Origin of the sequence: Achromobacter deleyi (genome assembly GCF_016127315.1) — a bacterium.
Lineage (GTDB): Bacteria > Pseudomonadota > Gammaproteobacteria > Burkholderiales > Burkholderiaceae_B > Achromobacter > Achromobacter insuavis_A.
In genome coordinates, this window is sequence record NZ_CP065997.1 from 4,383,623 (window position 1) to 4,408,799 (window position 25,177).

Below are 25,177 nucleotides of genomic sequence, written 5' to 3' on the forward strand. Positions count from 1 at the left end.
CGCGCGGGCCTACTTGCCGCCCGTGACGTCGATGAACGTGCCGGTGACGTACGAGGCCTCGGCGCCGGCCAGCCACAGGATGGCGCGCGCCACTTCCTCGGGCTGGCCGCCGCGGCCCATGGGCACGGTGTCCTTGATGCGGTCCACCCGGCCCGGTTCGCCGCCGCTGGCGTGCATCTCGGTGTAGATGTGGCCCGGGCGCACCACGTTCACGCGGATGCCCTCGCGCGCCACTTCCTTGGAAAAGCCGATCGAGAAGGTTTCGAGCGCGCCCTTCGAGGCGGCATAGTCCACGTATTCGTTGGGGCTTCCCAGCCGCGCCGCGCCCGATGACACGTTGATGATGGCGCCGCCCCGGCCATTGTGGCGCTGGGACATGCGCCGGGCCGCCTGCTGCGCGCACAGCATCGGGCCGATGGCATTGACCGCGAAGATCCGCTGCATCCGATCGAACGTCAGGTCCTCGACCCGCGATTGCCGCGCGATGATGGCGGCGTTGTTGACCAGCACATCGAGACGGCCGAATTCCTGGTCGATGGCGGCGAACAGCCGAACCACCTGTTCCGGCTCCGCGCTGTCGGCGCGCACGGCCAGGGCGCGGCGGCCCTCGGCCCGCACGTCGGCCACCACCGCCTGGGCCGCCGCCTCGTTCGAGACGTAGCTGATCGCCACGTCGTAGCCCTGCGCCGCGGCCAGCCGCGCGGTCGCGGCGCCGACGCCGCGGCTGCCGCCGGTGATCAGAATGACGGGGGCTTGGGATTCGGTGGCCATGAAGGGGGCTCCTGCTGTGAAGTTCGGGATCGGGAAAGTCGGGCGCGCCCGCGCCGCGTCGGTCACTATACTGCGCGCGAATCACCGCCTCCAATGCGTGGGTCCAGGCGGCCGCCGGAATTCCCGGATGCGCCGGCGGGGCAAGACGGCGCCGGGTGCGCGATGCCGATACACTGCAATCGCCTCGGTATGGCGCGGTGTCGACGGCGGTTGCGCAAGGCTTGCGCCGCCCGCGCCCGGTTCTCAAGGAGTGGATTCATGGCACGCATTTTCATCACCGGTTCGGTTGACGGGCTGGGTCTGGCGGCCGCGCGCGCGCTGCTGGCGGACGGACACATGGTGGTCGTGCACGGCCGCAATCGCGAGCGCCTGGGCGCCGCGCGGGAATTGTTGTCGCAGGGGGCGCTGGCGGTGGTGGGCGACCTGGCCGACCTGGCGCAGACGCGCGATCTGGCGGACCAGCTCAACGTCCTGGGCCGGATGGACGCGGTCATCCACAACGCCGGCGTCTTCACTGGCCCCGCCATCCTGCCGGTCAATGTCATCGCGCCCTATGTGCTGACCGCGTTGATGGCGCGGCCGCGTCGCCTGGTCTACCTGAGCAGTGAAATGCACGAGGACGGTCGGCCGGACCTGGGCGGCATGGCCTGGGATGGCAGCCGCGAGAGCGGCTCGTATTCCGACAGCAAGCTGTTCGTGACGGCGCTGATGGCGGCCGTGGCGCGTCGCTGGCCCGACGTGATCAGCCAGGCAGTCGATCCCGGCTGGGTGCCCACCAAGATGGGCGGGCCGAACGCGCCGGGCGATCTCAGCCTGGGGCATGTGACCCAGGCCTGGCTGGCGACCACCGATGACCCGGCGGCGTTGCGCAGCGGCGGCTACTGGCATCACCAGGCGCGGCGCGAACCACATCCCGCCACGCACGACGAGGCCTTCCAGGCGCGCCTGCTGCAGGCCTTGCACGACGCCACGGGCATCGCGCTGCCGTAGCGAGGTGCCATCATGGGCTGCGATGTGAGGGTCTGACGGCGTTTTCATCCCTTGCGCCCGGCTTGCTGGCGTGCCTTGTGTCGGGCACGGATGCGCGCGGGCGTTCCCGTTGGTCCGGTGGTCAGTGCCTGAAGCGGTACGCCACGGTCACCATCGCGCCCGCCACGAAGGTCAGCACGATGCACAGCGCCAGGTACAGCGCCACCCAGGCCAGCCCCTCGTGGGTGGCGTAACCCAGGTATTCGAACAGCTTGTTGTGGGCCAGGCCCGCGGCGCTGACCAGCATGCCCAGGACAAGCATCAAAGGCCAGCGCGGGCGGGCGGCCTCGCCGCGGATGCCGCGAAAGCCCGCCACGCCCGTCACCGCGGCGCGCGGCAGGGCCGGCGCCAGCGTCGCCAGCGCGTACAGCACCGGCAGCCAGATCGCCAGCACCACGAGGATCAACGCCGCGAAGAACAGCGCTGTCGGCGGGGCATTCAGCACCATGTAGAGCACATAGGGCAGGTCGCCGGTGGCGCGCGCCAGCGCGGCGACGACGATCGCCAGTCCGCCCAGCATCACCAGGTGCCAGGCTTGCGGCGTGCCGCCTTGCACCGCCTCGGCGCGGGCGCTTTCGCCCGCGATGACGCGGTGCCACGCGAACGTCATGCGCGAGAAGGCGATCAGGTTGACCAGCGCCAGCAGCAGGAACACGCCGCCCTGGATCCAGTACAGCGACGCCGCCAGGATGGCGAACGGCAGCGACAGCACGAACGCGGCCAGCGACCATGGCGCGGCGGCCAGCATGGCGCGGCCATCGCGCCGCAACGTGTTTGCCGTGGCGGCAATGAACGGAAGCGCCCCAAGCGTGTGCGACAAGTCATTCCTCGGTTCAGAAAGTAGGGGCCTCGTTTATACCGCGCCGGGTTTCGGCATACGTAAACGATTGAAAGCACAGCTCACAGATTGGGAAGCCGAGGCCGGTCGCATTCATCGGTCCCGTGAAGAGCGCTCGATATGCCGTGATTGCCGCCGCCTGGCGGTGCGGCCGTGCGCGGGCAAGCAAGGGACTCGGGTATAGTCGGCTCACCTCGATTTCCGGGATCGCCTACCTCATGTCATCGTTCATCGCTCGTCCCCGCGTTCATTCCCTTGGCGCCCTGGCGCTGGCCTTGCTGTCACTGATGGCCGCGCAGGCGAACGCCAATCAGCGCACCGTCTACAAAGGCACGCTGCAAGGGGCTGGCGAGGTGGTGCTGGAACTGGACGACGCGGCCGGCGCCGATGGGGTCGTGAGCGGACGCTACTTCTATCCCAAGAGCGGCGTCGACATTCCCCTGCGCGGCACGGGCGACGTCCTGCATGAACCCAAGCCGCATCCGGCACAGCCGCCCGCTTCGGACAAGGCCACCATCGACGCGGCCGACCGCGCGGCCAGCTGGCAGGGCACGCGCGACGCCAAGGGCTATCACGGGCAATGGACCGACACGCGCACGGGCAAGCAACGCCGCTTCGACCTGCAGCGAGTGGCCGGCTACGACACCGAGCAGCTCGAGCGCGATCGCAGCAAGGCGCGGGCCGGGCAGGTCGACCTGGGCGATATCGACCTGAAGGCCGCCATCGATGCCGCCCGCGCGCCCTACGAGACCTTGAAGCTGGCCGGCCATGCCCAACCCGTGGGCAAGGACATCGGCACGGGCGGGGTGGCCTATCGCATGTGGGTCGATCCGCGCACCCGGTTCGCCTATCCGCGCCTCACCCGCCATCCCGATCCGCAGGTCATGCAGCGCGTCAACCACCTGCTGGAACAGCGCCATTGGCGCAAGAGCCTGGGCGCGCTGGAATGCATGGCGTTCGCCTACACCAGCAAGAGCGAGGGCGGCGGCACGCTCGGCGGGTTCGACGATGAGGACATCCAGGTCACCTGGCTGTCGCGCGCGCTGATGACGGTAACCGAATCGGGCAGCCTGGATTGCGGCGGCGCGCACCCGGCCAATCACTTCGAGCCCTATACCTTCGATCTGCTGCGCGGCGAGTACCTGGACTGGAACCGGGTGTTCGACGCCTACGCGCCGGGCAAGCGCAGCTTCGGCAGAGAGCCGAGCGCGGCGCTGCAGGGGCTGGTGGACCAGGTGGTCAAGGCCGGCCCGCCCGATAGCGATGTCGACAAGCGTCCCAACCTGGAAGACTGCGCCGATCTGTGGCCGCAGTACCTGGCGCTTGGGGCGCAGGCGCCGGGCGCGCTGAGCCTGTCGGTGTCCGGCGTGGGCCACGCCTCGGGCGCCTGCCTCGGCACCCACGGCAGCGTGCCGTTCCAGGCGCTGCGGCCGTATTTGAAGCCGGGTGGCCAGGCGTATCTGGTGACTGACTGATCGAGGCGCGACCTTAGCGCTCAACGTACAGTGGCATGAAGGAGGGCGGCGCCATGCCAGGCGCCGACCAGGCACACCAGCAGGGCGGCGCCGGCGGCGGCCATCAGGGCCAGACGATCCGGCGAGCTGGCGCAGACCCCCGGCGCGCAACTTAGCCGCGCGCGGACTCGGGCATATAGCCAGCCGGCCAGCGCCACGACGAGCAGGCCGGCGCCGATCGCGACGGGCTCCCCATGCAGGGCGCCGCCGCGCATCAACAGGAAGCTGTTCACCACCAGGCCCAGGCAGGTGCGCCGCCACGCCAGCAGGGTCCGCTCGGGCTGCAGGCCAGGATCCAGGGGATAGGTCATCGGCTCGCGGCGCCAGGTCGACAGGGCATGAGGATCAGGCCCGTTCCAACACCAGCCAGCACACCCCCGCGCCGATGGCGAGCATGGCCAGGCACAGCAGCGCCAGCGCCGGGCTGTGTGGCAGGGCGCTGGCGTGGCGCATGGCGATTTCGTTGCCGCGCCAACGCAGATAGGCGCTGGCGCAGGCCATCAGCGCCAGCAGGCACAGGCCCAGCGCGAGTCCCGTGCGCACGATCGGGCTGCCCGCCATGCCGGGTTGGTCGAGCAGCAGGCCGGCCGCCAGCAACGCCAGCGCCGAGCGGATCCAGGCCAGGAAAGTGCGCTCGTTGGCCAGGGAATAACGGTAGTCGGGGTCGCTGCCGTGGTCACGCCAGTGGGGACGTTGCATGGGTTTCGAGGCTCGAAAAGAGGGGTGATCGGTCGGGCTAGGGTTAGTCCTAGTGAGTCCCGGGATTGAATTTAAGAACTATATAGGACTATAGTTTTGACACGGCGCGGCGTCAACGCGGCGGATCTCGAAAAACAAGGGGCGAGACATGGCAACAGCAGCACCAGCGCAGAGGAATGTACGGGGGTGGGTCGTGACAGTGCTTCTGGCCCTGTTCATGGTCATCAATTTCATGGACAAGGCGATTCTCGGCATCGTGGCCGTGCCGCTGATGCAGGAGCTGAGCATCGAGCCGGCGCAGTTCGGCATGATCGCCAGCAGCTTCTTCCTGTTCTTTTCGGTGTCGGCGATCGGCTTCGGCTTTCTCGCCAACCGGGTGTCGTCCAAGGTCGTGCTGGTGGTGCTGGCCGGCATCTGGGGCGTCTCGCAAATGCCGCTGGCCTTCTTCGCCTCGGTGCCGCTGCTGTACTTCTCGCGCATCCTGCTGGGCATCGGCGAGGGGCCGGCGTATCCGCTGGCGCTGCACTCCTGTTATTCCTGGTTCGCCGACGACCAGCGCAACGTGCCGTCGTCGGTGATCTTCCAGGGCGTGACGGTCGGCCTGCTGATCTCCGGGCCGGTGCTCACCTACATCATGCTCAACCACAGCTGGCACGCGGCGTTCCTGCTGCTGGGCATCCTGAGCATCGTCTGGATGGTGCTGTGGCTGCTGTTCGGCGGCGACGGGCAGGTCCGCGACGCCGGCGCCAGCGCCGACGCATCCCAGGCGCGCGTGCCGTACTGGGTGCTGCTGACGGACCGCACCTTCCTGGCCAACATGCTGCTGTACTGGACCACGTACTGGATCTTCTCGGTGATGTTCACCTGGATCCCTGCCTACATGAGCAAGGCGCTGGGCTACTCCACGCAGGAAACCGGCTGGATGTTCATGATCTTCACCGGCATCAACATCCCGCTGGTGCTGGTCGGGTCGTGGCTGTCGCAGCGCATGCTCAAGCGCGGCATCGCCTCGATCTACGCCCGCGGCTGGCTCAGCTGTGCGTTCGTGCTGCTGGGCGGGGCCTGCATCCTGCTGTCACTGTACGTCGCCGAACACCCCACGCTGCGCGTGCTGCTGCTGGCGCTGGGCTGCAACCTGCCGCAACTGACCTTCGTGCTGAGTTCGGCGATCGTCGCCGAGATCTCCTTCGATTCGCAGCGTTCGGCCGCGATGTCGATCAGCAGCGCGCTGGCGACCACCGGCGGCCTGGTGGCGCCGGCCTTGATGGGCCGTTTCATCGGCAGCGGCAACACCGTCGCGGCCGGCTATGAACAGGGCTTCCTGGTGTCCGCGGTGCTGGCCATCGGCGTGAGCGTCATTGGCGTGCTGTTCATCAATCCGCAGGCCAGCCGCCGGCGCATGCAGGCACGCATGATCGCCGCGCCGGGCGCCGTCGCCGGGGCCGCGCCGGGCAGCGCGCAGCGGCTGTCATGACGGGTCTTCTTCCCTTTCCCAGAACCACGATGAGTCACAAGCCATGAAGCAAACGAAACACGAGCGGGCCGCGGCGACCGCGAGCCTGCACGCGGCGGCCTATCCCCAAGCACTCGCCCTGTACGTGGGCGGACAGTGGCGCGATGCGCAGGGGCGCGAAACGCTGGCGGTGCGCAATCCCGCCAACGGCGCCGAGTTGGGCAGGTTGCCGGTGGCCACGGACGAGGACATCGACGACGCGCTGCGCCACGCCGACGGCGCGTTCGCCGCCTGGTCGCGCACCAGCGCCTGGGAGCGGGCGGCGATCCTGATGCGCGCCGCGCAACTGATCGACGAGCGCCGTGGCGAGCTGGCGGTGGTCCTGACGCTGGAGAACGGCAAGCCGCTGGCCGATGCGGACGGCGAGGTGAGTCGGGTGATCGAGGGCATCGTCTACTGCGCGGAGGAATGCAAGCGCGCCTACGGCCGGCAACTGCCGCCCCGCTCGGCGCTGCTGACGCAGACCACCGTCAAGCGCCCGATCGGGCCGGTGGCGGCCTTCGTGCCGTGGAATTTCCCGGCGTTCCTGGCCGCCCGCAAGGTGGCGGCGGCGCTGGCGGCGGGCTGCACCGTGGTGCTCAAGGCGCCCGAGGAAACCCCCGCCATCGGCATGCTGCTGGTGCGGGCGTTCCTGGATGCGGGCGTGCCGCCCGGCGCCATCGGCCTGCTGTATGGCAAGCCGGCGCAGATTTCCGAGCGCCTGATCGCCTCGCCCGTGATCCGCAAGGTCTCGTTCACCGGCTCGGTGCCGGTGGGGCGCTTGCTGGCCATGCTGGCCTCGCGCCATCTCAAGCCGTGCACCATGGAACTGGGCGGCCACGCGCCGGTGATCGTCTGCGACGACGTCGACGTGGCCCGCACCGCGCAGGCGTGCGTTGCCTTCAAGTACCGCAACAGCGGCCAGGTGTGCCTGTCGCCCAGCCGCTTCTTCGTGCAGGACAGTCTCTACGAGGCCTTTGTCGCGCACTTCGTCGAGTACGCCAGCCAGCTGCAGGTGGGCGACGGCCTGGCGGACGGGGTGCGCATGGGGCCGCTGAACAACGAGCGGCGCCTGGCCGCGGCGGCCGAACTGGTCGACGATGCGCGGCGGCGCGGCGCCCAGGTCAGGCTGGGTGGCGCGCGCCATGCGGGCGCGGGCTATTTCTTCCCGCCGACGGTGCTGACCGACGTGCCTGCGAACGCCCGCATCCTGCACGAGGAACCGTTCTGCCCGGTGGCGCCGATCCTGTCCTTCGGCGACCTGGACGCCGCCATCACGCGCGCCAACGCCGTCGAGTATGGGCTGGCGGCCTACCTGTTCACCAATGACCTGCAACGCGCCGCCACCTTTGCCGAGGACATCGACGCGGCGTGGATCGGCATCAACAACTTCACGCCCTCGCTGGCCGACGCGCCGGTCGGCGGCGTCAAGGACAGCGGGCTGGGCTACGAGGGCGGGCCGGAAGGCCTGGATGCCTACCAGCAGATCCGCTTCATCAGCCAATCGAATCTGCGTGTTTGACCCATTCCCATCATCAGGAGACAAGACATGACGCAAGCCACGAGTTCCGTGCCCGCGACCCGCAGCGAACATCCGTTGCGGTTCTCCGGCTACCAGCAACGCAACCGGCCCGGCCCGGACCTGGAACTGACCAGCACCAACCCCGGCACGCCGATGGGCGAGTACATGCGCCGCCACTGGCAGCCGGTGTGCCTGTCGCAGGAGCTGACGGACGTGCCCAAGGCCATCCGCATCATGGGCGAGGACCTGGTGGCGTTCCGCGACAAGAGCGGCGACGTCGGCGTCATGCATCGCCAGTGCGCGCACCGTGGCGCCTCGCTGGAGTTCGGCATCATCGCCGAGCACGGCATCCGTTGCTGTTATCACGGGTGGCACTACGGCGTGGACGGCACGTTGCTGGACGCGCCCTGCGAGCCGGACGCCACGCGCCTGAAGGAAACCGTGTGCCAGGGCGCGTATCCCGCGTTCGAGCGCGATGGACTGGTCTTCGCCTACATGGGGCCGGGCCAGGCGCCGCCATTCCCGCAGTTCGATACCTACAGCCTGCCCGCCGACACCCGGCTGGTGCCGTTCTCGAACATCTACCCGTGCAACTGGCTGCAGGTCTACGAGAACATCATGGACCACATGCACACCGCCGTGCTGCACAACCACATGGTGGTCGAAGGCGTGGACGCCGCGACCTCTGCGGGCGTGTCGCTGGAAGGCTTCGGCGACATGCCGGTCATGCAATGGGAAGCGACGCGCGACGGCAACGGCTGCGTGTTCATCGCCTCGCGCCGCCTGCCCGGCGACAAGATCTGGGTGCGCATCACCGAAATGGTGTTCCCCAACTACCTGCAGATCGGCTCGTTGCTGCCGACCGCCGCGCGCGAACGCCATGGCACCGCCGGCTGCACCCGCTGGAACGTGCCGGTCGACGACGAGAACATGATCATCTTCGGCTATCGCCACTTCAACAGCACCGTCGACCCGGACGGCCTGGGCAACGAAGCGGACTGCGGCGTCGACAAGATCGACTTCCTGGAAGGGCAGACCGGCAACCGCAGCTACGACGAGGGGCAGCGCGCGCCGGGTGACTGGGAGGCCATCGTCAGCCAGGGCCGGATCGCCGCGCACGGCGCCGAGCATCCGGGCGTCTCGGACGTGGGCGTGTACATGTGCCGCAAGCTGCTGCGCAACGCCGTGCAGGACAAGACCGCGCCCTACGCGCTCTACCAGCAGTTGCAGGAGCAGGGCCGGACGCTGCCGATCTATGCCCAGGATTCGGTGCTGGACATTCCCGAACTGGCCGACAAGCAGGCGGACCGCAAGCAGTTGGCCGCCGCCGGCAAGCAGGTGCTGGAGATCATGCGGTCGGCCGACGCGCTGCCGGCGGACCAGCGCGATGCGCACGTGCGCGCCCGGCTCGACGGCATCGACCGCGCGGGCCAGGCGGCCACGGCCGGCTGAGGGATGCGGAGAGAACCATGCTGAAGTTGCGAGTCAGTGCGATCCGGTATGAGGCGCAAGGCATCTATGCCTTCGATCTGGTCGATCCGGGCGGCGCGCCGCTGCCCGCGTTCGAGGCCGGCGCGCACCTGGATATCCGGACCCCGGGCGGCGTCAACCGCCGCTATTCCCTGTGCAACGTGCCGGGCAGCACTGACCGCTATTGCATTGCCGTGCTGCATGTGCCGGACAGCCGCGGCGGCTCGCGCGCCATGCACGAACAGGTGCGGCCCGGCGATCTGCTGGAGGTGGCGGGCGTGCACAACTACTTCCCGCTGCGGGAAGACGCCGGCCATTCGCTGCTGCTGGCCGGCGGCATCGGCATCACGCCGTTGCTGGCGATGGCCGAACGGCTGCACGCGCTGGGCCGGCCGTACACGCTGCACTACTGCACGCAGTCGCCCGAGCGCACCGCCTTCGCCGGCTATCTGGCCGGCGACAAGTGGCGCGGCCGCGTCTTCCTGCACCACGATGGCGGCAACCCCGCCAACGGCCTGGATCTCGGCCAGCTGCTGGCGCAGCGGCCGGAAGATGGCCAGTTGTACTTCTGCGGCCCGCCCGGCTTCATGCGGGCGGTGCAGGCGGCCTGCGCCCATTGGCCGGCGCAGGCGGTGCATTCGGAGCATTTCGGCGCCGACCTGGCGCCGGCGCCGCCGCCCGCGGCGGACAGCGCGCCGGCCAGCCTGACGCTGCGCCGCAGCGACCGCTCGGTGCCAGTGGCGCCGGGGCAGACCATCCTGCAGGCCCTGCGCGGCGCCGGGGTGGCCTGCAATTCATCCTGCGAGGCCGGGCTGTGCGGTGAATGCCGGCTGCACCACCTGTCGGGCCTGATCGAACACAACGACTACCTGTTGAGCGACGAAGAACGCGCCGACAGCGTACTGATCTGCTGCGCGCGTGTCCGCGAGGGCGCCGTGGTACTGGACATCTGAGGGGAAGGGAACGTGGAGACCAGGGAGTTTGACTACATCGTCGTGGGCGCGGGCTCGGCCGGATGCGCCGTGGCCGCCAGGCTGGCGCAGGACCGCAAGACCACGGTGCTGCTGCTGGAGGCCGGCCCGCGGGATCGCAACATGTGGATCCACATCCCCATCGGCTATGGCAAGACGATGTTCAACCCGCAGCTGAACTGGCAATTCGAATCCGAGCCCGAGCCCAATCTCGACAACCGCAGGATCTACATCCCGCGCGGCCGCACCCTGGGCGGGTCCAGCTCGATCAACGGCCTGGTCTACATCCGTGGCCAGAAGGAGGATTTCGAGCGCTGGCGGGCGCAAGGCAACGTCGGCTGGGGCTGGGACGATGTCCTGCCGTATTTCAAGCGCTCCGAGGCCAACGAGCGCGGCGCCGATGCCTGCCATGGCGGCGACGGGCCGCTGGCGGTATCCGATATCCGCGGCCGCCACCCGCTGATCGAGGCCATCATCGGCGGCGCCAACGAACTGGGCGTGCCGCGCACCGACGATTTCAACGGTCCGCGCCAGGAAGGCGCCGGCTATTTCCAGCTGACCACCCGCAATGGCCTGCGCTGCTCGGCCGCCAAGGCCTACCTGCGCTCGGGCATCGCCGGCGCCAATCTGTGCGTGCAATCCGATGCGCACGCCACCGGCCTGATCCTGGAGGGCCGCCGCGCCGCGGGGGTGTCGTACCTGCGCGCCGGCCAGGCCTGCCAGGCCCGCGCCCGGCGCGAGGTGGTGCTGAGCGCCGGCGCGATCCAGTCGCCGCAATTGCTGATGTTGTCCGGCATCGGCGACGCCGACGCGCTGCGGGCGCTGGGCATCGCGCCGGTGCACCATCTGCCCGAAGTCGGCCGCAACCTGCAGGATCACCTGCAGTCGCGGCTGATGTATCGCTGCACCCGGCCGATCACCACCAATGATGCCCTGCGCACCTGGTGGGGCACGGCCCGCATCGGCCTGCAATGGATCCTGCGCCGCGCCGGGCCGGTGGCGGCCGGCATCCAGCTGGGCGGCATGTTCGCGCGCACCAACGACGCCGAGCAGACCCCCAACGTGCAATTCCACTTCGGCACCATCAGCGCCGACATGACGGCCGGCCGGCCGCATGATTTCTCCGGTTTCACCCTGTCGGTCTGCCAGTTGCGGCCGACCAGCCGCGGCCGGCTCGACCTGGCTTCGCCCGATCCGCTGGCCGCGCCGCGCGCGCGCTTCAACTACCTGGACACCGAGTTCGACCGGCGCACCATGGTCGAAGGGGTGCGGCTGGCGCGCCAGCTGGTGCGGACCCGTGCGCTGTCACCGTACGTTGCCGATGAGTACCGGCCCGGTTTCAACGTCGAGTCGGACGACGAGGTCCTGCGTTTCATCCGCGGGTACGCCACCACCATCTTCCACCCCGTCGGCACCTGCCGCATGGGGGCCGACGCCGATGCCGTGGTCGATACCCGGCTGCGGGTCCGCGGGGTGGACCGGCTGCGCGTGGTCGACGCCTCGATCATGCCCCTGCTGCTTTCCGGCAATACCAACGCTGGTAGCATCGTGATCGGCGAGAAAGGCGCCGACATGATCATGCAAGACAGGGAGAAAATCTCATGAGTACCTTGGAACGTCGTCTGGAAATCTTCGAGACGCTGCATGCACCCGATCCGACCCGCCGGCCCAAGTACCAGCGGCTGGTCGAGGTGCTGGTGGACGCGGTTCGGCGCGGCATCTGGCAGCCGGGCGACCAGTTGCCGGCCGAGGAGGAACTGGCGCAGCTGACGCCGTTCAGCCTCGGCACCGTGCAGCGGGCGTTGCGCGACCTGGTGGAGCAGGGCCTGGTGGTGCGCATGCACGGCCTGGGCAGCTTCATCGCGGAGGCGCCTCGCCAGATCGAGGATCCGTGGCATTGCCGCTTTCTGGACGACGATGGCTCGGTGCTGCCGACCTTCTCGCAAGTCATCCTGCGCACCCCCGTGACCGGCGCGGGCCCCTGGAACCAGTACCTGGGAACCGACGCCAACGTCATGCGGCTCGACCGCCTCATCATCATCAACGACGAGTTCCGTATCTCCAGCCGGTTCTATGCCGACCGGCAATTGCTCAAGCGCCTGTGGGACATGCCCATGGACAAGCTCAATGGGGCCAACTTCAAGAAAGTCATTATCCAGCAGTTCAAGCTGCCTATCACCAACATCACCCATCGGGTGAAGCTGGCCGATTTCGACACCGAGTCCTGCGAGCGCATCGGCGTGCCGCATCCCTACCGCGGCATCTACATGCAGGCCGTGGCGCGGTCCGGACGCGGGCAATGCGTGTACTACCAGGAATTCTTCCTGGGCCCGACCTCGCGCGATCTCGCGTTCCCCGACGCCAATTTATCAAGCGGCTGACATCAGCCATCCAACCTAGTAGAGCCATGACCGTGAAACCGAAGAACCTGTTGATCATCATGTCCGACGAACACTCGCCCAAGGCCTTGGGCTGCTATGGCAGCGAGATCGTCAAGACGCCCCATCTCGATGCCCTGGCCGCGCGCGGCACGCTGTTCCGCTCGGCCTATTGCGCCAGCCCGGTGTGCATTCCCGCCCGGGCCTCGTTCGCGGTGGGCAAGTACATTCATCAGATCGGCTACTGGGACAATGCCGACGCCTACGATGGCGCGGTGCCCAGCTGGCATCATCGGTTGCGCGAACGCGATCACGACGTGGTTTCGATTGGCAAGCTCCATTTCCGCCAGCCCGGCGAGGACCACGGGTTCTCGGAAGAGATCATCCCCATGCACATCATCGAGGGCAAGGGCGATCTGATGGGCCTGGTCCGCAGCGAACTGCCGGTGCGCAAGGGCGCCTACAAGATGGCCCATTTCGCGGGGCCCGGCGAAAGCTCATACACCTTCTACGACCGTGAGATCACGGCCCGCGCCCAGGTCTGGCTGCGCGAGGCGGCGCGGCGCGAATCGGACAAGCCGTGGGTGCTGTTCGTATCGCTGGTGGCGCCGCACTTCCCCCTGACCGCGCCGCCGGAACATTACTACCGCTATTTCAACCAGAACCTGCCCCTGCCCAAGCTGTACGACAGGCGCGAGCGGCCGGACCACCCTTATCTGGTCGATTACCGCAACAGCTTCAACTACGACGACTATTTCGAGGGCGACGCGGTCAAGCGCGCCGTCGCCGGCTACTACGGCCTGTGCTCGTTCCTGGACGAGAACATCGGCAAGATCCTCAACGCGCTGGAGGACGCCGGCCTGGCCGATGACACCCGCGTGATGTACACCTCCGACCATGGCGACAACCTGGGCGCGCGCGGCCTGTGGGGCAAGTCGACCATGTTCGAGGAAACCGCGGGCGTGCCGCTGATCATGGCGGGCGACGATATTCCGCAGGGGCGGGTGGTCGACGTGCCCGTCACGCATATCGACGCCTATCCCACGGTGCTGGACGCCGTCGGCAACACCGAGCCGGCCTTGCGCGAAGGCTATCCCGGCCATTCGCTGTTCGACATCGCCCGTGGCGAGACGCCGCGGCGCAACGTGCTGGTGGAATACCACGGCATGGGTTCGACCACCGGCGCCTTCATGATCCGCCATGGCAAGTACAAGTACATCGAGTACGCCGGCTATCCGGCGCAGTTGTTCGACCTGGAAGCCGACCCCGAGGAACTCCAGGACCTGGCCGCCGATCCGCGCCACGCCGATACCGTGCAGGCCTGCCGCCAGCAGCTGTATCTGATCTGTGACCCGCAGGCGGTCGACCGCCAGGCCAAGGCGCGCCAGCAGACGCTGCTACGCGAGAACGGCGGCCGCGAAGCGGTGATCGCCCGCGGCGATCTCGGTTTCACGCCGGTGCCGGGTTCGGCCTTGGCGTTCGACTGACGCGGCACGCGGGCCGCGCCCGCGCGGCTATCGAGGCCATCGCGGCGGGCGCGCCTGGCCTGGCGGCCGATTGCCGGCCTTGCCGGGCGCCTTCCCGTGCGCACAGGCCCTGGGCTTCTCTTCCTTCGATTCGATTTGGGACGGCATATGCTCTTCGGGCCGATGTTGTGGTTCACCCTGGGTGGCGCGGCCGTCGCGGGCTTCGTACAGGGGCTGTCGGGTTTCGCTTTCAGCATGGTGTCGATGGCGATCTGGGCCTGGGTGCTGGAGCCCCGCCTGGCCGCTGTGTTGACGGTGTTCGGCGCGCTCGTCGGCCAGGTGACCGGGGCTTTATCGGTGCGCCAGGCGTTTCCGTGGAAACGGTTGCTGCCGTTTCTGGCGGGCGGGGCGCTGGGCGTGCCGCTTGGCCTTGCCCTGCTGCCCCTGCTGGATCCCGCCGTCTTCAAACTGCTGCTGGGAATCGTGCTGGTCGCCTGGTGTTCTTTCATGCTGCTGTCGCGCCGGAAGATCGAGCAGGGCAATCGTGGCCGCGGATATGACCGCGTCTGCGATGGCATCGCGGGCCTGTGCGGCGGGATATTGGGCAGCCTGGCGGGCCTCACGGGCATTGCGCCGGCTTTGTGGTGCACCTTGCGGCAGTATCCCCGCGACGTGCAGCGCAATCTGATCCAGGGATTCAACCTGCTGATCCTGTCGTTCACGATGACGTGTTATGTCGTGTCGTCGACCGTGTCGGTGGCCATGCTGCCCTGGTTCGGGGCGTTGCTGCCCGTCATCATGGTGTCGACCTGGCTGGGGGCGCGCCTGTATGCCCGCCTGTGCGACGAAACGTTCCGCCGCATTATCCTGATGCTGCTGACGCTGTCGGGCGCGGCCTTGCTGGTTTCGGCCGCGCGCGGCTTCCTGTAGCGCCGGCGCGTGGCGTCGGCCGGCCTCGCCGTTCTGTTATCGTCGCCAGCGCAAGTGCGGGTGACGTCTGCCGCCGGCGGACGGTTTCGTCCGCAAGTCGTTCCCACAGTTTCTTTCCAAGGACCTGCATGAATCCTGATAACCAGCGCCTGCTCGACGAATTGCGCGGCATCGTCGGCACGGCCCATGTCCTGACCGACCCGCAGCATACCCAACGGTTCCGCACAGGATTCCGCTTCGGCTTCGGATCGGCGATCGCGGTTGCGCGGCCGGGCAGCCTTCTGGAGCAATGGCGATTGGTCCAGGCATGCGTGGCGCACGGCAAGATCGTGATCATGCAGGCGGCCAATACCGGCTTGACCGGGGGGTCGACGCCGGACGGCAATGACTACGATCGGGAGATCGTGATCATCAGCACGTTGCGCATGAAGAAAATACAGCTGATCCGCGACGGGCATCAGGTGATCTGCTTTCCCGGCGCCACCTTGGACCAGCTGGAGAAAGCGCTCAAGCCGCTGGGACGCGAACCGCACTCCGTCATCGGGTCTTCATGCATTGGCGCTTCGGTATTCGGAGGGATCTGCAATAACTCCGGTGGATCATTGGTGCAGCGTGGCCCCGCCTTTACCGAGATGGCCGTGTTTGCGCAGTTGGGGCAGGACGGCAAACTATCCCTGGTCAACCACCTGGGCATCTCGTTGGGAGAATCCCCCGAGGAGATCCTGCGGCGTCTGGATGACGGCACCTACCGTCCTGATGACATCCGCGATGGCGGACGCGGGTCGGATCAGGATTATGCGCGGCACGTCCGCGACGTCGACGCGGACTCGCCCGCGCGGTTCAACGCGGACCCGAAACGGCTGTACGAGGCTTCCGGGAGCGCCGGCAAGCTGATTCTCTTCGCCGTGCGCCTGGACACGTTTCCGGCGGAAACGCAGACCGACGTTTTCTACATCGGGACGAATGATCCGGCCGAACTGACGGATATTCGACGATACCTTCTGACGGGCCTGCCGGCATTGCCCATCGCGGGGGAGTACATGCACCGGGATGCGTTCGATATCGCCGATGTCTACGGCAAGGACACTTTCCTGGCCATCCGCAAGCTGGGCACCGCCAGGCTTCCCGCCTTTTTCGCGTTGAAAGCACGGGTGGACAGTTTCTGCGCGAGATTCTCGTTCCTGCCCAGGAACATGAGCGACCGGCTGTTGCAGTTCTTCAGCGAACGCTGTGGCGATCATCTGCCCGCTCGCCTGCGCGACTTTCGCGCCCGGTATGAACACTATCTGATGATCAAGGTGTCGAGAAAGCTGAAGGAGCCGCTTCAGGTTTTCCTGGATTCCTATTTCAACCAGGCCACGGGCGCCTGCTTCCTGTGCTCCCCGGAAGAAGGCGCGGCCGCCTTCCTGCTGCGATTCGCGGCGGCCGGCGCCGCCGTGCGCTACCGCGCCATCCATCCGGACGCGGTGGAGGATATCGTCGCGCTGGACATTGCCCTGAAGCGCAATGACCGGGACTGGCTGGAGGTTCTGCCCGAGGACATGGAGACCGCCATGGTGGCCAAGCTCTATTACGGACACTTTCTTTGCCATGTCTTCCATCAGGACTACATCGTGAGAAAGGGCGTGGATTGCCTGGCGCTGGAGCACCGCATGTGGAAGCTGCTGGACGCCCGTGGCGCGCAGTATCCGGCCGAACACAACGTTGGACATCTGTATCGCGCCGGCCCCGAGCTTCGGAATTTCTACCGCGCCCTGGATCCTTGCAATCAGTTCAACCCAGGGGTCGGGCAGCTATCAAAGCGCAAGAACTGGATGTGAGGCGCCGAAGTCCCTCGTCGGATCGCTGCCGCGTTCTGGCCACGACCAGTGACGCGTCAATCCTCCTTCAACAACGCCAACACGTTCTGCGCCAACTGATTGGCTTGCGTCAAGGCGACCTTGCTGGCTTGCTGCAGGATCTGCTGGCGCGTCAGGTTGGAGGTTTCGACGGCGTAGTCCGCATCCTCGATGCGGCTGCGGGCCTGGCCGAGGATATCGGCGGTGTGGTTGAGGTTGGTGATGACCGAGCCCAGGCGGTGCTGCATCGCGCCCAGCTCGCCGCGCAGGCTGTCGACCTGGCCCAGGGCGTGGGTCACCCGCTTCATGGGCACGACCTTGAGGTTCACGGTGGGCGGCGCGTGTTTAGGCTTGAAGGACACCTCGCCGGTGGACGAAATGCTGATGTCGTAGAAATTGCCATCGCTGCCGCTGATGACGTATTCGCCGTTGGCGTTGCCGGTGGCGTCCGTCAGGAAGTGCACCTTGCTGTCCTGGTCGAACAGGGGCCGGCCATCGTCGGCGGCGGGCACCGGCGCGAGGCTCTGGAGAAAATCGAACAGTCGGATGGGCGTGTCTTTCTTGACGGCGTCGGCGGCAGGCGGGGGGCCGGGGGGAGGCGCGACCACGGGCGGCGTGGGCGTGGGGGCCGGCACGGCAGGGGGGGCGACCGGAACCGGAAAGGTGCCGCCGACCAGCGTGGGCACGCCGCTGCGGGCGATCGCCGCCGTTTCCGCGGCGCTCAGGATGGTTCTGTCCAGGCGCGGCTGGATGCTGATGTCGATGTCCACGACGCCCCCCACGGGCGCGGGCAAGGTGGGAATGCGGTACTCGTTGCGGGTAATGCCGCCGTGAATTTCCTGGACGAGGTATTGCGTCGTGCCGTTGAACTGGTAGCTCAGGAGATAGGCGTCGAACATTGTGAGGACGGTGGCGCCATTCCTGATGCTCAGGACGGCGGTGGTGGTGGGGGGCGCTATCGCGGGCGGCGGCGCGACCGCCGGTGGCGGGGCGATCGGCGCGGGCTCGGACTGGGTGTCGATCACCGTCCTGTCGACGGCGCTGCCCAGGCGCGGATCATGGACCACGTCGATCTCGTCCAGGCTCAAGGTCTTGGGATTGACGAGCCTGGTGTTGATGCTGAGCGTGTCGCCATCGTGGGCGCCGACCTGGATGGACAGATTGGCGTCCTGGGCCAGCACGTCGAGGCTGTTGAAGCGGGTCTGGTGCGAAATCCGCTCGATTTCGCCGAGATGCTGGTCGATCTCGGCCTGGATGGATTCCAGGTCGCCGATCGAGTTGGTGGAATTCTGCGCCTGCACGGCGAGTTCGCGGATGCGTTGCAGGCTGTGGCCCATCTCGCCCAGCGCGCCCTCGATGGTCTGCGCCAGCGAGATGCCGTCATTGGCGTTGCGCGCCGCCTGGTGCTGCCCGCGGATCTGGGCGGTGAAATGGCCGGCGATGGATTCACCGGCGGCATCGTCCGCGGCGTGGTTGATGCGCAGGCCGGACGACAGCCGCTCCGTGGCCACGGCCTGCGCGGATTCCGACTTGCCCAGGTTGGTGCGCGCCCGTAACGACAGGGACTGGTTTCTGATCGAGGGCATGAGGTTCTCCAATGCGAGGTTGCCAGCCCGGCCAATGTGGCGGCTGTCAGCGGGATGCGGGCTGTCGTGCTGCGGGAATGGCGCGGGTTGATTCGAGCCGTCGTGGACGGCGTGGCGCGTGACGAATCAGCGCGCCGAGCGATGTGGGGTCGATGATGGCACGCGGCCCACACTGGGTGGGCCGGTTTGCGCCGAGCGGGCGCGGCTTTGTTTATCCGGAGAGGGATAGATCATTCTAAAAATGCTAAGCCGATCCCCCGCCGGCCGTCTCGCCGCGCGCTCGAATCCCGGATTCATCCGACGCGGCGCGCGTCTGGCCGGCGCGTCGCCACCGGCGCCGCCGCGATGCGTCGTGGCTCAGGAAGCATCGGGCTGCGCCTGCGCCTTCAACCAGCGCTTGAAATCGTCCACGACTTCCCTGGCATCGGTGCGGGCGTAGAGGCTGAACCGGCCGCCCGTGTCCTGGAAGCCGAGGGGGGCGGCCAGCCGGCCGGCCCGGATATCGGCCTGCGCCAGCTCGCGCGGCGCGATGCCGATGCCCAGGCCCGCCACCGCGGCCTCGAGCATGTGGCCGAGCTGGTCGAACTGGCGCCTGGGCTGCTGCGCGCCGAGCGTCACGCCGCTGGCCTGCGCCCAGTGTTCCCAGGCGGCGGGGCGCGCCGCGGCATGCAGCAATGGCGAGCCCAGCACGTCGGCCGGCCGCCGGATCCGCCCGGCCAGCGCCGGCGCGCAGACCGGCCCGATGCTTTCCTGGAACAGCGGCAGCGCCTCGATGTCCGGCGACCGGTGTTCGTCGGCCACGATCAGCACATCGACCACGCGCCGCTCCAGCAACGCGATGTCGGCCGCCGTCTGCAGCCGCACCTGGACGCCGGGATGGGCGCGCTCGAAGTGCTCGAGCCGCGGAATGATCCAGTTGGACAACAGGCTGGCCGGCGCGCCGATCACCACCTCGGTCGATGCCGAGCGGCCGAGCAGTTCGGCCAGGCGCTGTTCGAGCATGTCGAACGCCGGCAGGCAGACGCGGTGCAGATCCTGGCCCGCCGCGGTCAGCCGCACGCCCTCCGAATGCCGCTCGAACAGCTTGCCGCCGAGCCAGGTCTCGAGCTGCCGGACCTGCTGGCTGACCGCGCTGTGCGACACGCCCAGCTCTTGCGCCGCGAGCGACAGGTTCAGGTGGCGGGCGGCGCTGTCGAAGACGCGCAGCGAGTTCATGGGAGGCAGATTTCTCATGCCGTTGATATTAGAAAATCTGATACCGATGGGCAAGAAATCTATGATTTATCTGGATGTTTTGTCTGGATACCATGGTTGCCATGTTCCCAAAGGCCCGAAACCATGTCTTTTATCCCCCATCCTGAATACCCCGATGCCGCCGGGCAGTTCGGCCGTTATGGCGGCCGCTACATGCCCGAGACGCTGGCGCCCGCGCTCGATGCGCTGGAACACACCTTCCGCGCGGTGCGCGAGGACCCCGCCTTCTGGGCCGAGTACCGCGCCATGCTGGCCGACTACGTGGGACGCCCGAGCCCGCTGCTGCATGCCCAGGCGCTCAGCGAGGAACTGGGCGGCTCGCGCATCTTCCTCAAGCGCGAGGACCTGAATCACACCGGCGCCCACAAGATCAACAATTGCCTGGGCCAGGCGTTGCTGGCGCGGCGCATGGGCAAGCGTCGCATCATCGCCGAGACCGGCGCCGGGCAGCACGGGGTGGCCACCGCCACGGTGTGCGCCTTGTTCGGCCTGGAATGCGTGGTCTACATGGGCGCCGTCGACGTGGCGCGGCAGTCCTCCAACGTGGCGCGCATGGAGATGCTGGGCGCCCAGGTCCGGCCGGTGCCGGACGGCAGCGCCACGCTGAAGGACGCGATGAACGCCGCTATCCGCGACTGGATCGCGCATCCCGACGACACCTATTACCTGCTGGGCACCGGCGCCGGGCCGCATCCCTATCCCTGGCTGGTGCGCGAACTGCAGAAAGTCATCGGCGAGGAAACGCGCGCGCAGATCCTCGACAAGACCGGGCGGCTGCCCGACGCGATGGTCGCCTGCGTGGGGGGCGGCTCCAATGCCATCGGCTTTTTCTATCCGTTCCTGAACGACGCCGGCGTGCGGCTGTTCGGCATCGAGGCGGGCGGCCGCGGCACGGACACCGCCGAGCACGCGGCCAGCATCGGCGAGGGCTCCCCCGGCGTCCTGCATGGCTGCCGCAGTTATTTCCTGCAGGACGCGGACGGCCAGATCCAGAACGCGCACTCGATCTCGGCCGGGCTCGACTATCCGGGCGTCGGGCCCGAACACGCGCTGCTGCACGACACCGGGCGGGTGGTCTATGAATCGGTCACCGATGCCGAGGCGGTCGACGCGTTCCTGTGGCTGACGCGGCGCCAGGGCATCATCCCCGCGCTGGAGAGCTCGCATGCGCTGGCCTATGCCAGGAAACTCGCCCCGCTCATGGACCGCGAGCAGACACTGGTGGTCTGCCTGAGCGGACGCGGAGACAAGGACCTGCATTCGGTCCGACAATTCACGGGAGAGGCCGCATGAGCCGTATCGAACAGACCCTGGCGGCGTTGCGCGCCGCCGGGCGGCCGGGACTGGCCGCCTATTTCACGGCGGGCGATCCGTCATACGACGCGTGCCTGGCCTTGCTCCGCGGTCTGCCTGCGGCGGGGGCGGACGTGATCGAACTGGGCATGCCGTTCAGCGATCCGATCGCCGACGGGCCGGTGCTGCAACTGGCCAACGCACGGGCGCTGAAGGCGGGGCAGACCCTGCGCCGCACGCTCGACCTGGTCGCCGCCTTCCGCGAGGAGGACGAGCGCACGCCGGTCGTGCTGATGGGCTATCTGAACCCATTGCTGCGCTATGAAGCGGCCAGCTTCATGGCCGACGCGGCCTGGGCCGGCGTCGACGGGCTGATCGTGGTGGACCTGTCGCCCGAGCACGCCGCCAGCATCGAACGGCTGGCGCGGCGGCACGGCATCGCCCTCATCAAGATGACCGCCCCGACGACCACGCAAGAGCGCCTGGACAGGGTGCTGGAAGGCGCCAGCGGATTTGTGTACCACGTGATGCTGGCGGGGACGACGGGGGCGGCGCTGCCTTCGGACGCGATGATCGCCGAGGCGTTGGAACGGGTCCGCGCCAGGACGCGGCTGCCGATCGCCGCGGGGTTCGGGGTGCGGACCGCCGCGCAGCTGAAGGCGGTGGGGCGTCATGCGGATCTGGTGGCGGTCGGGACCCGGCTGGTCGAGGTGCTGGCGGCGGGCGGGGTGGGGGCGGCGCTGGACGAGGTGCGGGTGTTGGGGGAGGCGGCTCGGGCGGGGGGGCTGGCCTGAAGGGCGCCGCTGCCTTGGGATCGCGCGGCTGACCGGCATCGCGTGGGCATGCTGTCGCGCGCGTCTCACCGTGTCATTTATTTTTCTCGTTCACGATGTACCGGGCCAGGCAAAGAACGAGCGGCAGGGTCCATAGCATCGCGATGAAACCCAGGATCGACGCCGACCCGCCGGGAAAGAGGTACGCAATGGGCAGGCCGAGATATGGCGTGGCGACCAGCAGGACCGCATAGTAGAAAGCAATAAGCAATTTCTTCAAGACGAGTGGCCTCCTGGTTACGGAGGCCACTCTATCAACGAATTGTGACTGCCCACGTCGCGGCGGGCAGAGGCCTTTGCGCCCGCGCGGCAATCGCGCTGCTGCTGCAAGGCGCCCGCGGCGACTACCGCATTGCCGGACCCCATGGCCTGGACGGGCATGAACTGGCGGCGCGCGTCTCCGACGGCCTGGGAAGACGCATCACCTATCGGGCGCAGCCCATCGATGTGTTCGAGCGCGAGGTCGACGCCGCGATGGGGGCAGGCATGGGACGCCGGGTGGCCTCCAAGTTCCGCTACTTCGCGGCCAACCCATCGGAAGCGGACGCCATCCTGGCCCGTCCGTTCGAGTCGCTGGCGGGCCTGGAGGATTTCCAGCCGACGGATGTGGCGTCATGGGTGCGTCAGCACCGGCAGGCTTTCATCGGCATGGGCGGTCAGGCTTGGAGCCCTGCTGCGCACGATGCCCGTTGACGGTTTGCCGAGGTAGGCAAATTCATTCACAGGCTGCTCTGCCGGCGATGCCGACCTCCTACGCTTATCCGTTTCTCGGGAGACGGATATCAAGGGGCGCATATTCTGCCTGGCGCTGGTGGCGGGCGCGGGCGCGGTGCAGGGATTGGCGGCGCTGCCGGGGGCGGGGTTCTACCTGTCCGCCGGCGTGGCCTGCGCGCTGTTGCCGCTGGCTGCCCGGCGTTGGCGCGGGCGGGTGGCGGGCCTGCTGGTCTGCCTTGTCGCGGGGCTGATGATCGGCGCGGTCAACGCCGCGATGCAGGCGCAATGGCGCCTGAACGACGCGTTGGCCGACGTACATCAGAACGCCGTGGCGCGGCTGGCGCTGCGCGTGGCGGAATTGCCTGACGATGACGGCGGCGGCGTGCGTTTCGTTGGCGAGCAGGTCGGACCGGTACGCCCCGGCATTCCCCGGCGCATCCTGGTGTCGTGGCTGGCAGCGCCAGGCGGACAGCCGGGGCTCCCGCCGGTGGTGCCCGGGCAGGTATGGCGCATGGCACTGGTGCTGCGCCGTCCCCATGCGCCGCTCAATCCCGACTTGCCAGACGGCGAGGCGCGCCTGTTCGCGCGCGGCTTGCGCGCCACGGGCACGGTACGCGGCCAGCCGCGCCTGCTGGAAGACCAGCCCTGGGCGTCGGCCGGCGTCGCCATCGAGCGGGCCCGGCACCGCGTGCGCGAAGGCATGCGGCGCGCGCTTGGCGGCCATCGCTACGCGCCGGTGCTGATTGCGCTGGCGATCGGCGACCAGGCCGGCGTGGCGCGCGACGACTGGCGCCTCTTCAATCGCAGCGGCATCACCCATCTGGTGTCCATCAGCGGCATGCATGTGACGTCGATCGCGGGCCTGGCCGCCTGGCTGCTGGCGGCGGCGTGGCGGCGCGCGCGCTGGCGCGGCACGGGCCTGGCCGAGCGGGTGCCGGCGCGCATTGCGGGCGGCGCGGCGGCGATGATCGTGGGGCTGGCGTATTGCCTGCTGGCGGGGTGGGGCGTGCCGTCGCGGCGCACGTTCTTCATGTTGCTGGTGGTGTTGGCGGCGGGGTGGTCGCGCCTGCGGATATCGGCGGGGCGGGTGCTGGCGTTCGCGGCGGCGGCCGTGGTGATGCTGGATCCCTGGGCGCCGATGGCGGCGGGTTTCTGGTTGTCGTTCGGCGCGGTGGCGATCCTGCTGCGGGTGGCGCAGGCGCCGCGCGACGCGGAGGCCGGGTGGCGGCAGCGCTGGGCCGCGGCGCTGGCGCAGGCCACGCGGTTGCAGCTGACGGTGACGCTGGGGTTGACGCCGCTGCTGGCGTTCCTGGTGCACCAGGTGTCGCTCGGGTCGCCGCTGGCCAATGCGGTGGCGATTCCGGCGGTGACGTTCCTGGTCACGCCGCTGGCGCTGCTGTGCGCGATGCTGTCGGTGGCGTCCGCCACGGCCGGCCTGGCTGCCGTGGCGGGGCAGGCGGGAGCGTGGGTCTTCGACCTGGCGATGACGGTGGTGGCGTGGGTGGGCAATGCGGACTGGGCTAGCTTCACGGTGGCGGCGGCGCCCTGGCCGTGGTTGCTGTGGGCGTTGGCGGGCATGGTGTGGGCGTTGCAGGCGCCGGGCTGGCCGGCGCGGCGCCTGGGGTGGCTGTGCATGCTGCCACTGCTGTGCTGGCGGCCGGAACGGCCCGAGCCGGGCGACTGGCGCATGAGCGCGATGGATATCGGCCAGGGCAGCGCGATCCTGGTCGAGACCGCGACCCAGGCCTTGCTGTTTGATGCGGGGCCGCGCCATTTCGGTGGCGGGGATGCGGGCGAGCGGGTGATCGCGCCGCAGTTGCAGGCGCGCGGCATCGACAGGCTGGACGTGCTGGTGCTGTCGCACGCGGACCTGGACCACGTGGGCGGCACGCGCTCGGTGCTGGCGGCGGTGCCGGTGGCGCGCAGTTATGCGTCGTTCGACGTGGCGGCCTGGTTGCGGCGTGACGCGAGGCTATGGCCGGGGCAGCACGGGGCTGTGATGACGCAGACGGAGTCCCGGGCGAGTCCGGCAGCCGCTGCACAGCCGAATGGCGCGTCTGGGGACGGCGCCAGCGATGCCGCGCCTGCGCGGATGCTGCGCTGCGAGCGCGGCGACAGCTGGCGCGTCGATGGCGTGACCTTCACCTTCCTGCACCCCGCGCCGGGCGCGGTCGTGCGCGGGGGCGACCGCAATGCCAACAGCTGCGTGCTGCGGGTCGAGGGCCGCGCTCATTCGCTGTTGCTGACGGGCGACATCGGGGTGGCGCAGGAGCGCGAGCTGGCCGCGCTGGGCCTGCCGCCGACCGATATCGTCCTGGCGCCGCATCACGGGTCGGCGTGGTCATCCGGGCGTGAACTGGTGGCGGCGTCGCGGGCCGGGCACGCGATCGCGCAGTGCGGCTACCTGAACCGCTTCGGCCATCCCGCGCCGGCGGTCGAGCGGCGCTGGCTGCGCGCCGGCGCTGCCTTCTGGCGCAGCGACCGCGACGGGGCGGTGATGGCGCGGTCGCGCCCCGGCGGGCTGGACGTCTGGGCCCAGCGCGACCGGCAGCGGCGCTATTGGCATGGCCGCTGAGCCG

22 protein-coding genes are annotated in these 25,177 nt (G+C 68.5%); 15 read left to right on the forward strand and 7 right to left on the reverse strand.

Going from position 1 to position 25,177, the window contains the following annotated elements:
* Positions 1-9: 9 nt before the first annotated feature.
* Positions 10-771 (reverse strand): SDR family oxidoreductase, encoded by a 762-nt coding sequence (locus I6I07_RS20030; RefSeq protein ID WP_198483397.1) that lies wholly within the window; start codon positions 769-771, stop codon positions 10-12.
* Between the two features lie 258 nt (positions 772-1,029).
* Here I6I07_RS20030 and I6I07_RS20035 point away from each other — a divergent pair, with 258 nt between their 5' ends.
* Positions 1,030-1,761, forward strand: coding sequence for an SDR family NAD(P)-dependent oxidoreductase (locus I6I07_RS20035; RefSeq protein ID WP_198483398.1), 732 nt, complete (start codon positions 1,030-1,032; stop codon positions 1,759-1,761).
* 121 nt (positions 1,762-1,882) lie between these two features.
* On the opposite strand, the gene I6I07_RS20040 is transcribed toward I6I07_RS20035, so the two are convergent.
* Positions 1,883-2,620 carry a hypothetical protein gene (locus I6I07_RS20040; protein WP_198483399.1) on the reverse strand — a complete coding sequence of 246 codons (738 nt, stop codon included), beginning with the start codon at positions 2,618-2,620 and terminating at the stop codon, positions 1,883-1,885.
* A gap of 236 nt (positions 2,621-2,856) precedes the next feature.
* Here I6I07_RS20040 and I6I07_RS20045 point away from each other — a divergent pair, with 236 nt between their 5' ends.
* On the forward strand, positions 2,857-4,113 hold the full coding sequence (locus tag I6I07_RS20045; protein ID WP_198483400.1) for a hypothetical protein: 1,257 nt from the start codon (positions 2,857-2,859) through the stop codon (positions 4,111-4,113).
* A gap of 20 nt (positions 4,114-4,133) precedes the next feature.
* Here I6I07_RS20045 and I6I07_RS20050 read toward each other — a convergent pair whose 3' ends face one another.
* The gene (locus I6I07_RS20050) at positions 4,134-4,463 is read right to left on the reverse strand and encodes a DUF202 domain-containing protein (protein WP_198483401.1); all 330 of its coding nucleotides are present in this window, start codon (positions 4,461-4,463) and stop codon (positions 4,134-4,136) included.
* A 34-nt stretch (positions 4,464-4,497) separates the two neighbouring features.
* Entirely contained in the window at positions 4,498-4,851 is a 354-nt protein-coding gene (locus tag I6I07_RS20055) for a DUF202 domain-containing protein (protein ID WP_198483402.1), read from the reverse strand.
* Positions 4,852-5,044: 193 nt separating this feature from the next.
* Between I6I07_RS20055 and I6I07_RS20060 the strand changes: the two genes are divergently transcribed.
* The 9 genes from I6I07_RS20060 to dld all read left to right on the forward strand — a co-directional run bounded on the left by I6I07_RS20060 (position 5,045) and on the right by dld (position 16,900).
* Entirely contained in the window at positions 5,045-6,325 is a 1,281-nt protein-coding gene (locus tag I6I07_RS20060) for an MFS transporter (RefSeq protein WP_232625665.1), read from the forward strand.
* Positions 6,326-6,368: 43 nt separating this feature from the next.
* Positions 6,369-7,865, forward strand: a complete 1,497-nt coding sequence (locus I6I07_RS20065) for an NAD-dependent succinate-semialdehyde dehydrogenase (RefSeq protein ID WP_198483403.1) — start codon at positions 6,369-6,371, stop codon at positions 7,863-7,865.
* A gap of 27 nt (positions 7,866-7,892) precedes the next feature.
* Positions 7,893-9,317, forward strand: coding sequence for a Rieske 2Fe-2S domain-containing protein (locus I6I07_RS20070; RefSeq protein ID WP_198483404.1), 1,425 nt, complete (start codon positions 7,893-7,895; stop codon positions 9,315-9,317).
* Between the two features lie 17 nt (positions 9,318-9,334).
* Positions 9,335-10,288 carry a PDR/VanB family oxidoreductase gene (locus tag I6I07_RS20075; protein WP_198483405.1) on the forward strand — a complete coding sequence of 318 codons (954 nt, stop codon included), beginning with the start codon at positions 9,335-9,337 and terminating at the stop codon, positions 10,286-10,288.
* 12 nt (positions 10,289-10,300) lie between these two features.
* Complete coding sequence (locus I6I07_RS20080) at positions 10,301-11,911, forward strand: GMC family oxidoreductase (RefSeq protein WP_198483406.1); 1,611 nt, start codon at positions 10,301-10,303, stop codon at positions 11,909-11,911.
* On the forward strand, positions 11,908-12,687 hold the full coding sequence (locus I6I07_RS20085) for a GntR family transcriptional regulator (RefSeq protein WP_006395780.1): 780 nt from the start codon (positions 11,908-11,910) through the stop codon (positions 12,685-12,687). The genes I6I07_RS20080 and I6I07_RS20085 overlap by 4 nt, the downstream gene beginning before the upstream one ends.
* 26 nt (positions 12,688-12,713) lie before the next feature.
* Positions 12,714-14,171, forward strand: a complete 1,458-nt coding sequence (locus I6I07_RS20090; protein ID WP_198483407.1) for a sulfatase-like hydrolase/transferase — start codon at positions 12,714-12,716, stop codon at positions 14,169-14,171.
* Positions 14,172-14,318: 147 nt separating this feature from the next.
* Positions 14,319-15,080 carry a sulfite exporter TauE/SafE family protein gene (locus I6I07_RS20095; protein WP_198487606.1) on the forward strand — a complete coding sequence of 254 codons (762 nt, stop codon included), beginning with the start codon at positions 14,319-14,321 and terminating at the stop codon, positions 15,078-15,080.
* 128 nt (positions 15,081-15,208) lie between these two features.
* Entirely contained in the window at positions 15,209-16,900 is a 1,692-nt protein-coding gene (gene dld / locus I6I07_RS20100) for a D-lactate dehydrogenase (RefSeq protein ID WP_198483408.1), read from the forward strand.
* 56 nt (positions 16,901-16,956) lie between these two features.
* On the opposite strand, the gene I6I07_RS20105 is transcribed toward dld, so the two are convergent.
* A complete protein-coding gene (locus tag I6I07_RS20105; RefSeq protein ID WP_198483409.1) occupies positions 16,957-18,504 on the reverse strand; it encodes a flagellin in 1,548 nt (515 codons plus the stop codon).
* A gap of 357 nt (positions 18,505-18,861) precedes the next feature.
* Positions 18,862-19,719: a LysR substrate-binding domain-containing protein gene (locus tag I6I07_RS20110; protein WP_198483410.1), complete on the reverse strand. Its 858-nt coding sequence runs from the start codon at positions 19,717-19,719 to the stop codon at positions 18,862-18,864.
* A gap of 123 nt (positions 19,720-19,842) precedes the next feature.
* Between I6I07_RS20110 and trpB the strand changes: the two genes are divergently transcribed.
* On the forward strand, positions 19,843-21,051 hold the full coding sequence (gene trpB, locus I6I07_RS20115) for a tryptophan synthase subunit beta (protein ID WP_198483411.1): 1,209 nt from the start codon (positions 19,843-19,845) through the stop codon (positions 21,049-21,051).
* Positions 21,048-21,845 (forward strand): tryptophan synthase subunit alpha, encoded by a 798-nt coding sequence (trpA, locus tag I6I07_RS20120; protein ID WP_198483412.1) that lies wholly within the window; start codon positions 21,048-21,050, stop codon positions 21,843-21,845. Before trpB ends, trpA begins: the two co-directional genes overlap by 4 nt.
* Positions 21,846-21,918: 73 nt before the next feature.
* On the opposite strand, the gene I6I07_RS20125 is transcribed toward trpA, so the two are convergent.
* On the reverse strand, positions 21,919-22,104 hold the full coding sequence (locus tag I6I07_RS20125) for a hypothetical protein (protein ID WP_198483413.1): 186 nt from the start codon (positions 22,102-22,104) through the stop codon (positions 21,919-21,921).
* Positions 22,105-22,148: 44 nt separating this feature from the next.
* Here I6I07_RS20125 and I6I07_RS20130 point away from each other — a divergent pair, with 44 nt between their 5' ends.
* Positions 22,149-22,577 (forward strand): hypothetical protein, encoded by a 429-nt coding sequence (locus I6I07_RS20130; RefSeq protein ID WP_198483414.1) that lies wholly within the window; start codon positions 22,149-22,151, stop codon positions 22,575-22,577.
* Positions 22,578-22,695: 118 nt separating this feature from the next.
* Positions 22,696-25,173: a DNA internalization-related competence protein ComEC/Rec2 gene (locus I6I07_RS20135; protein WP_420094510.1), complete on the forward strand. Its 2,478-nt coding sequence runs from the start codon at positions 22,696-22,698 to the stop codon at positions 25,171-25,173.
* The last annotated feature ends 4 nt before the right edge of the window (positions 25,174-25,177 follow it).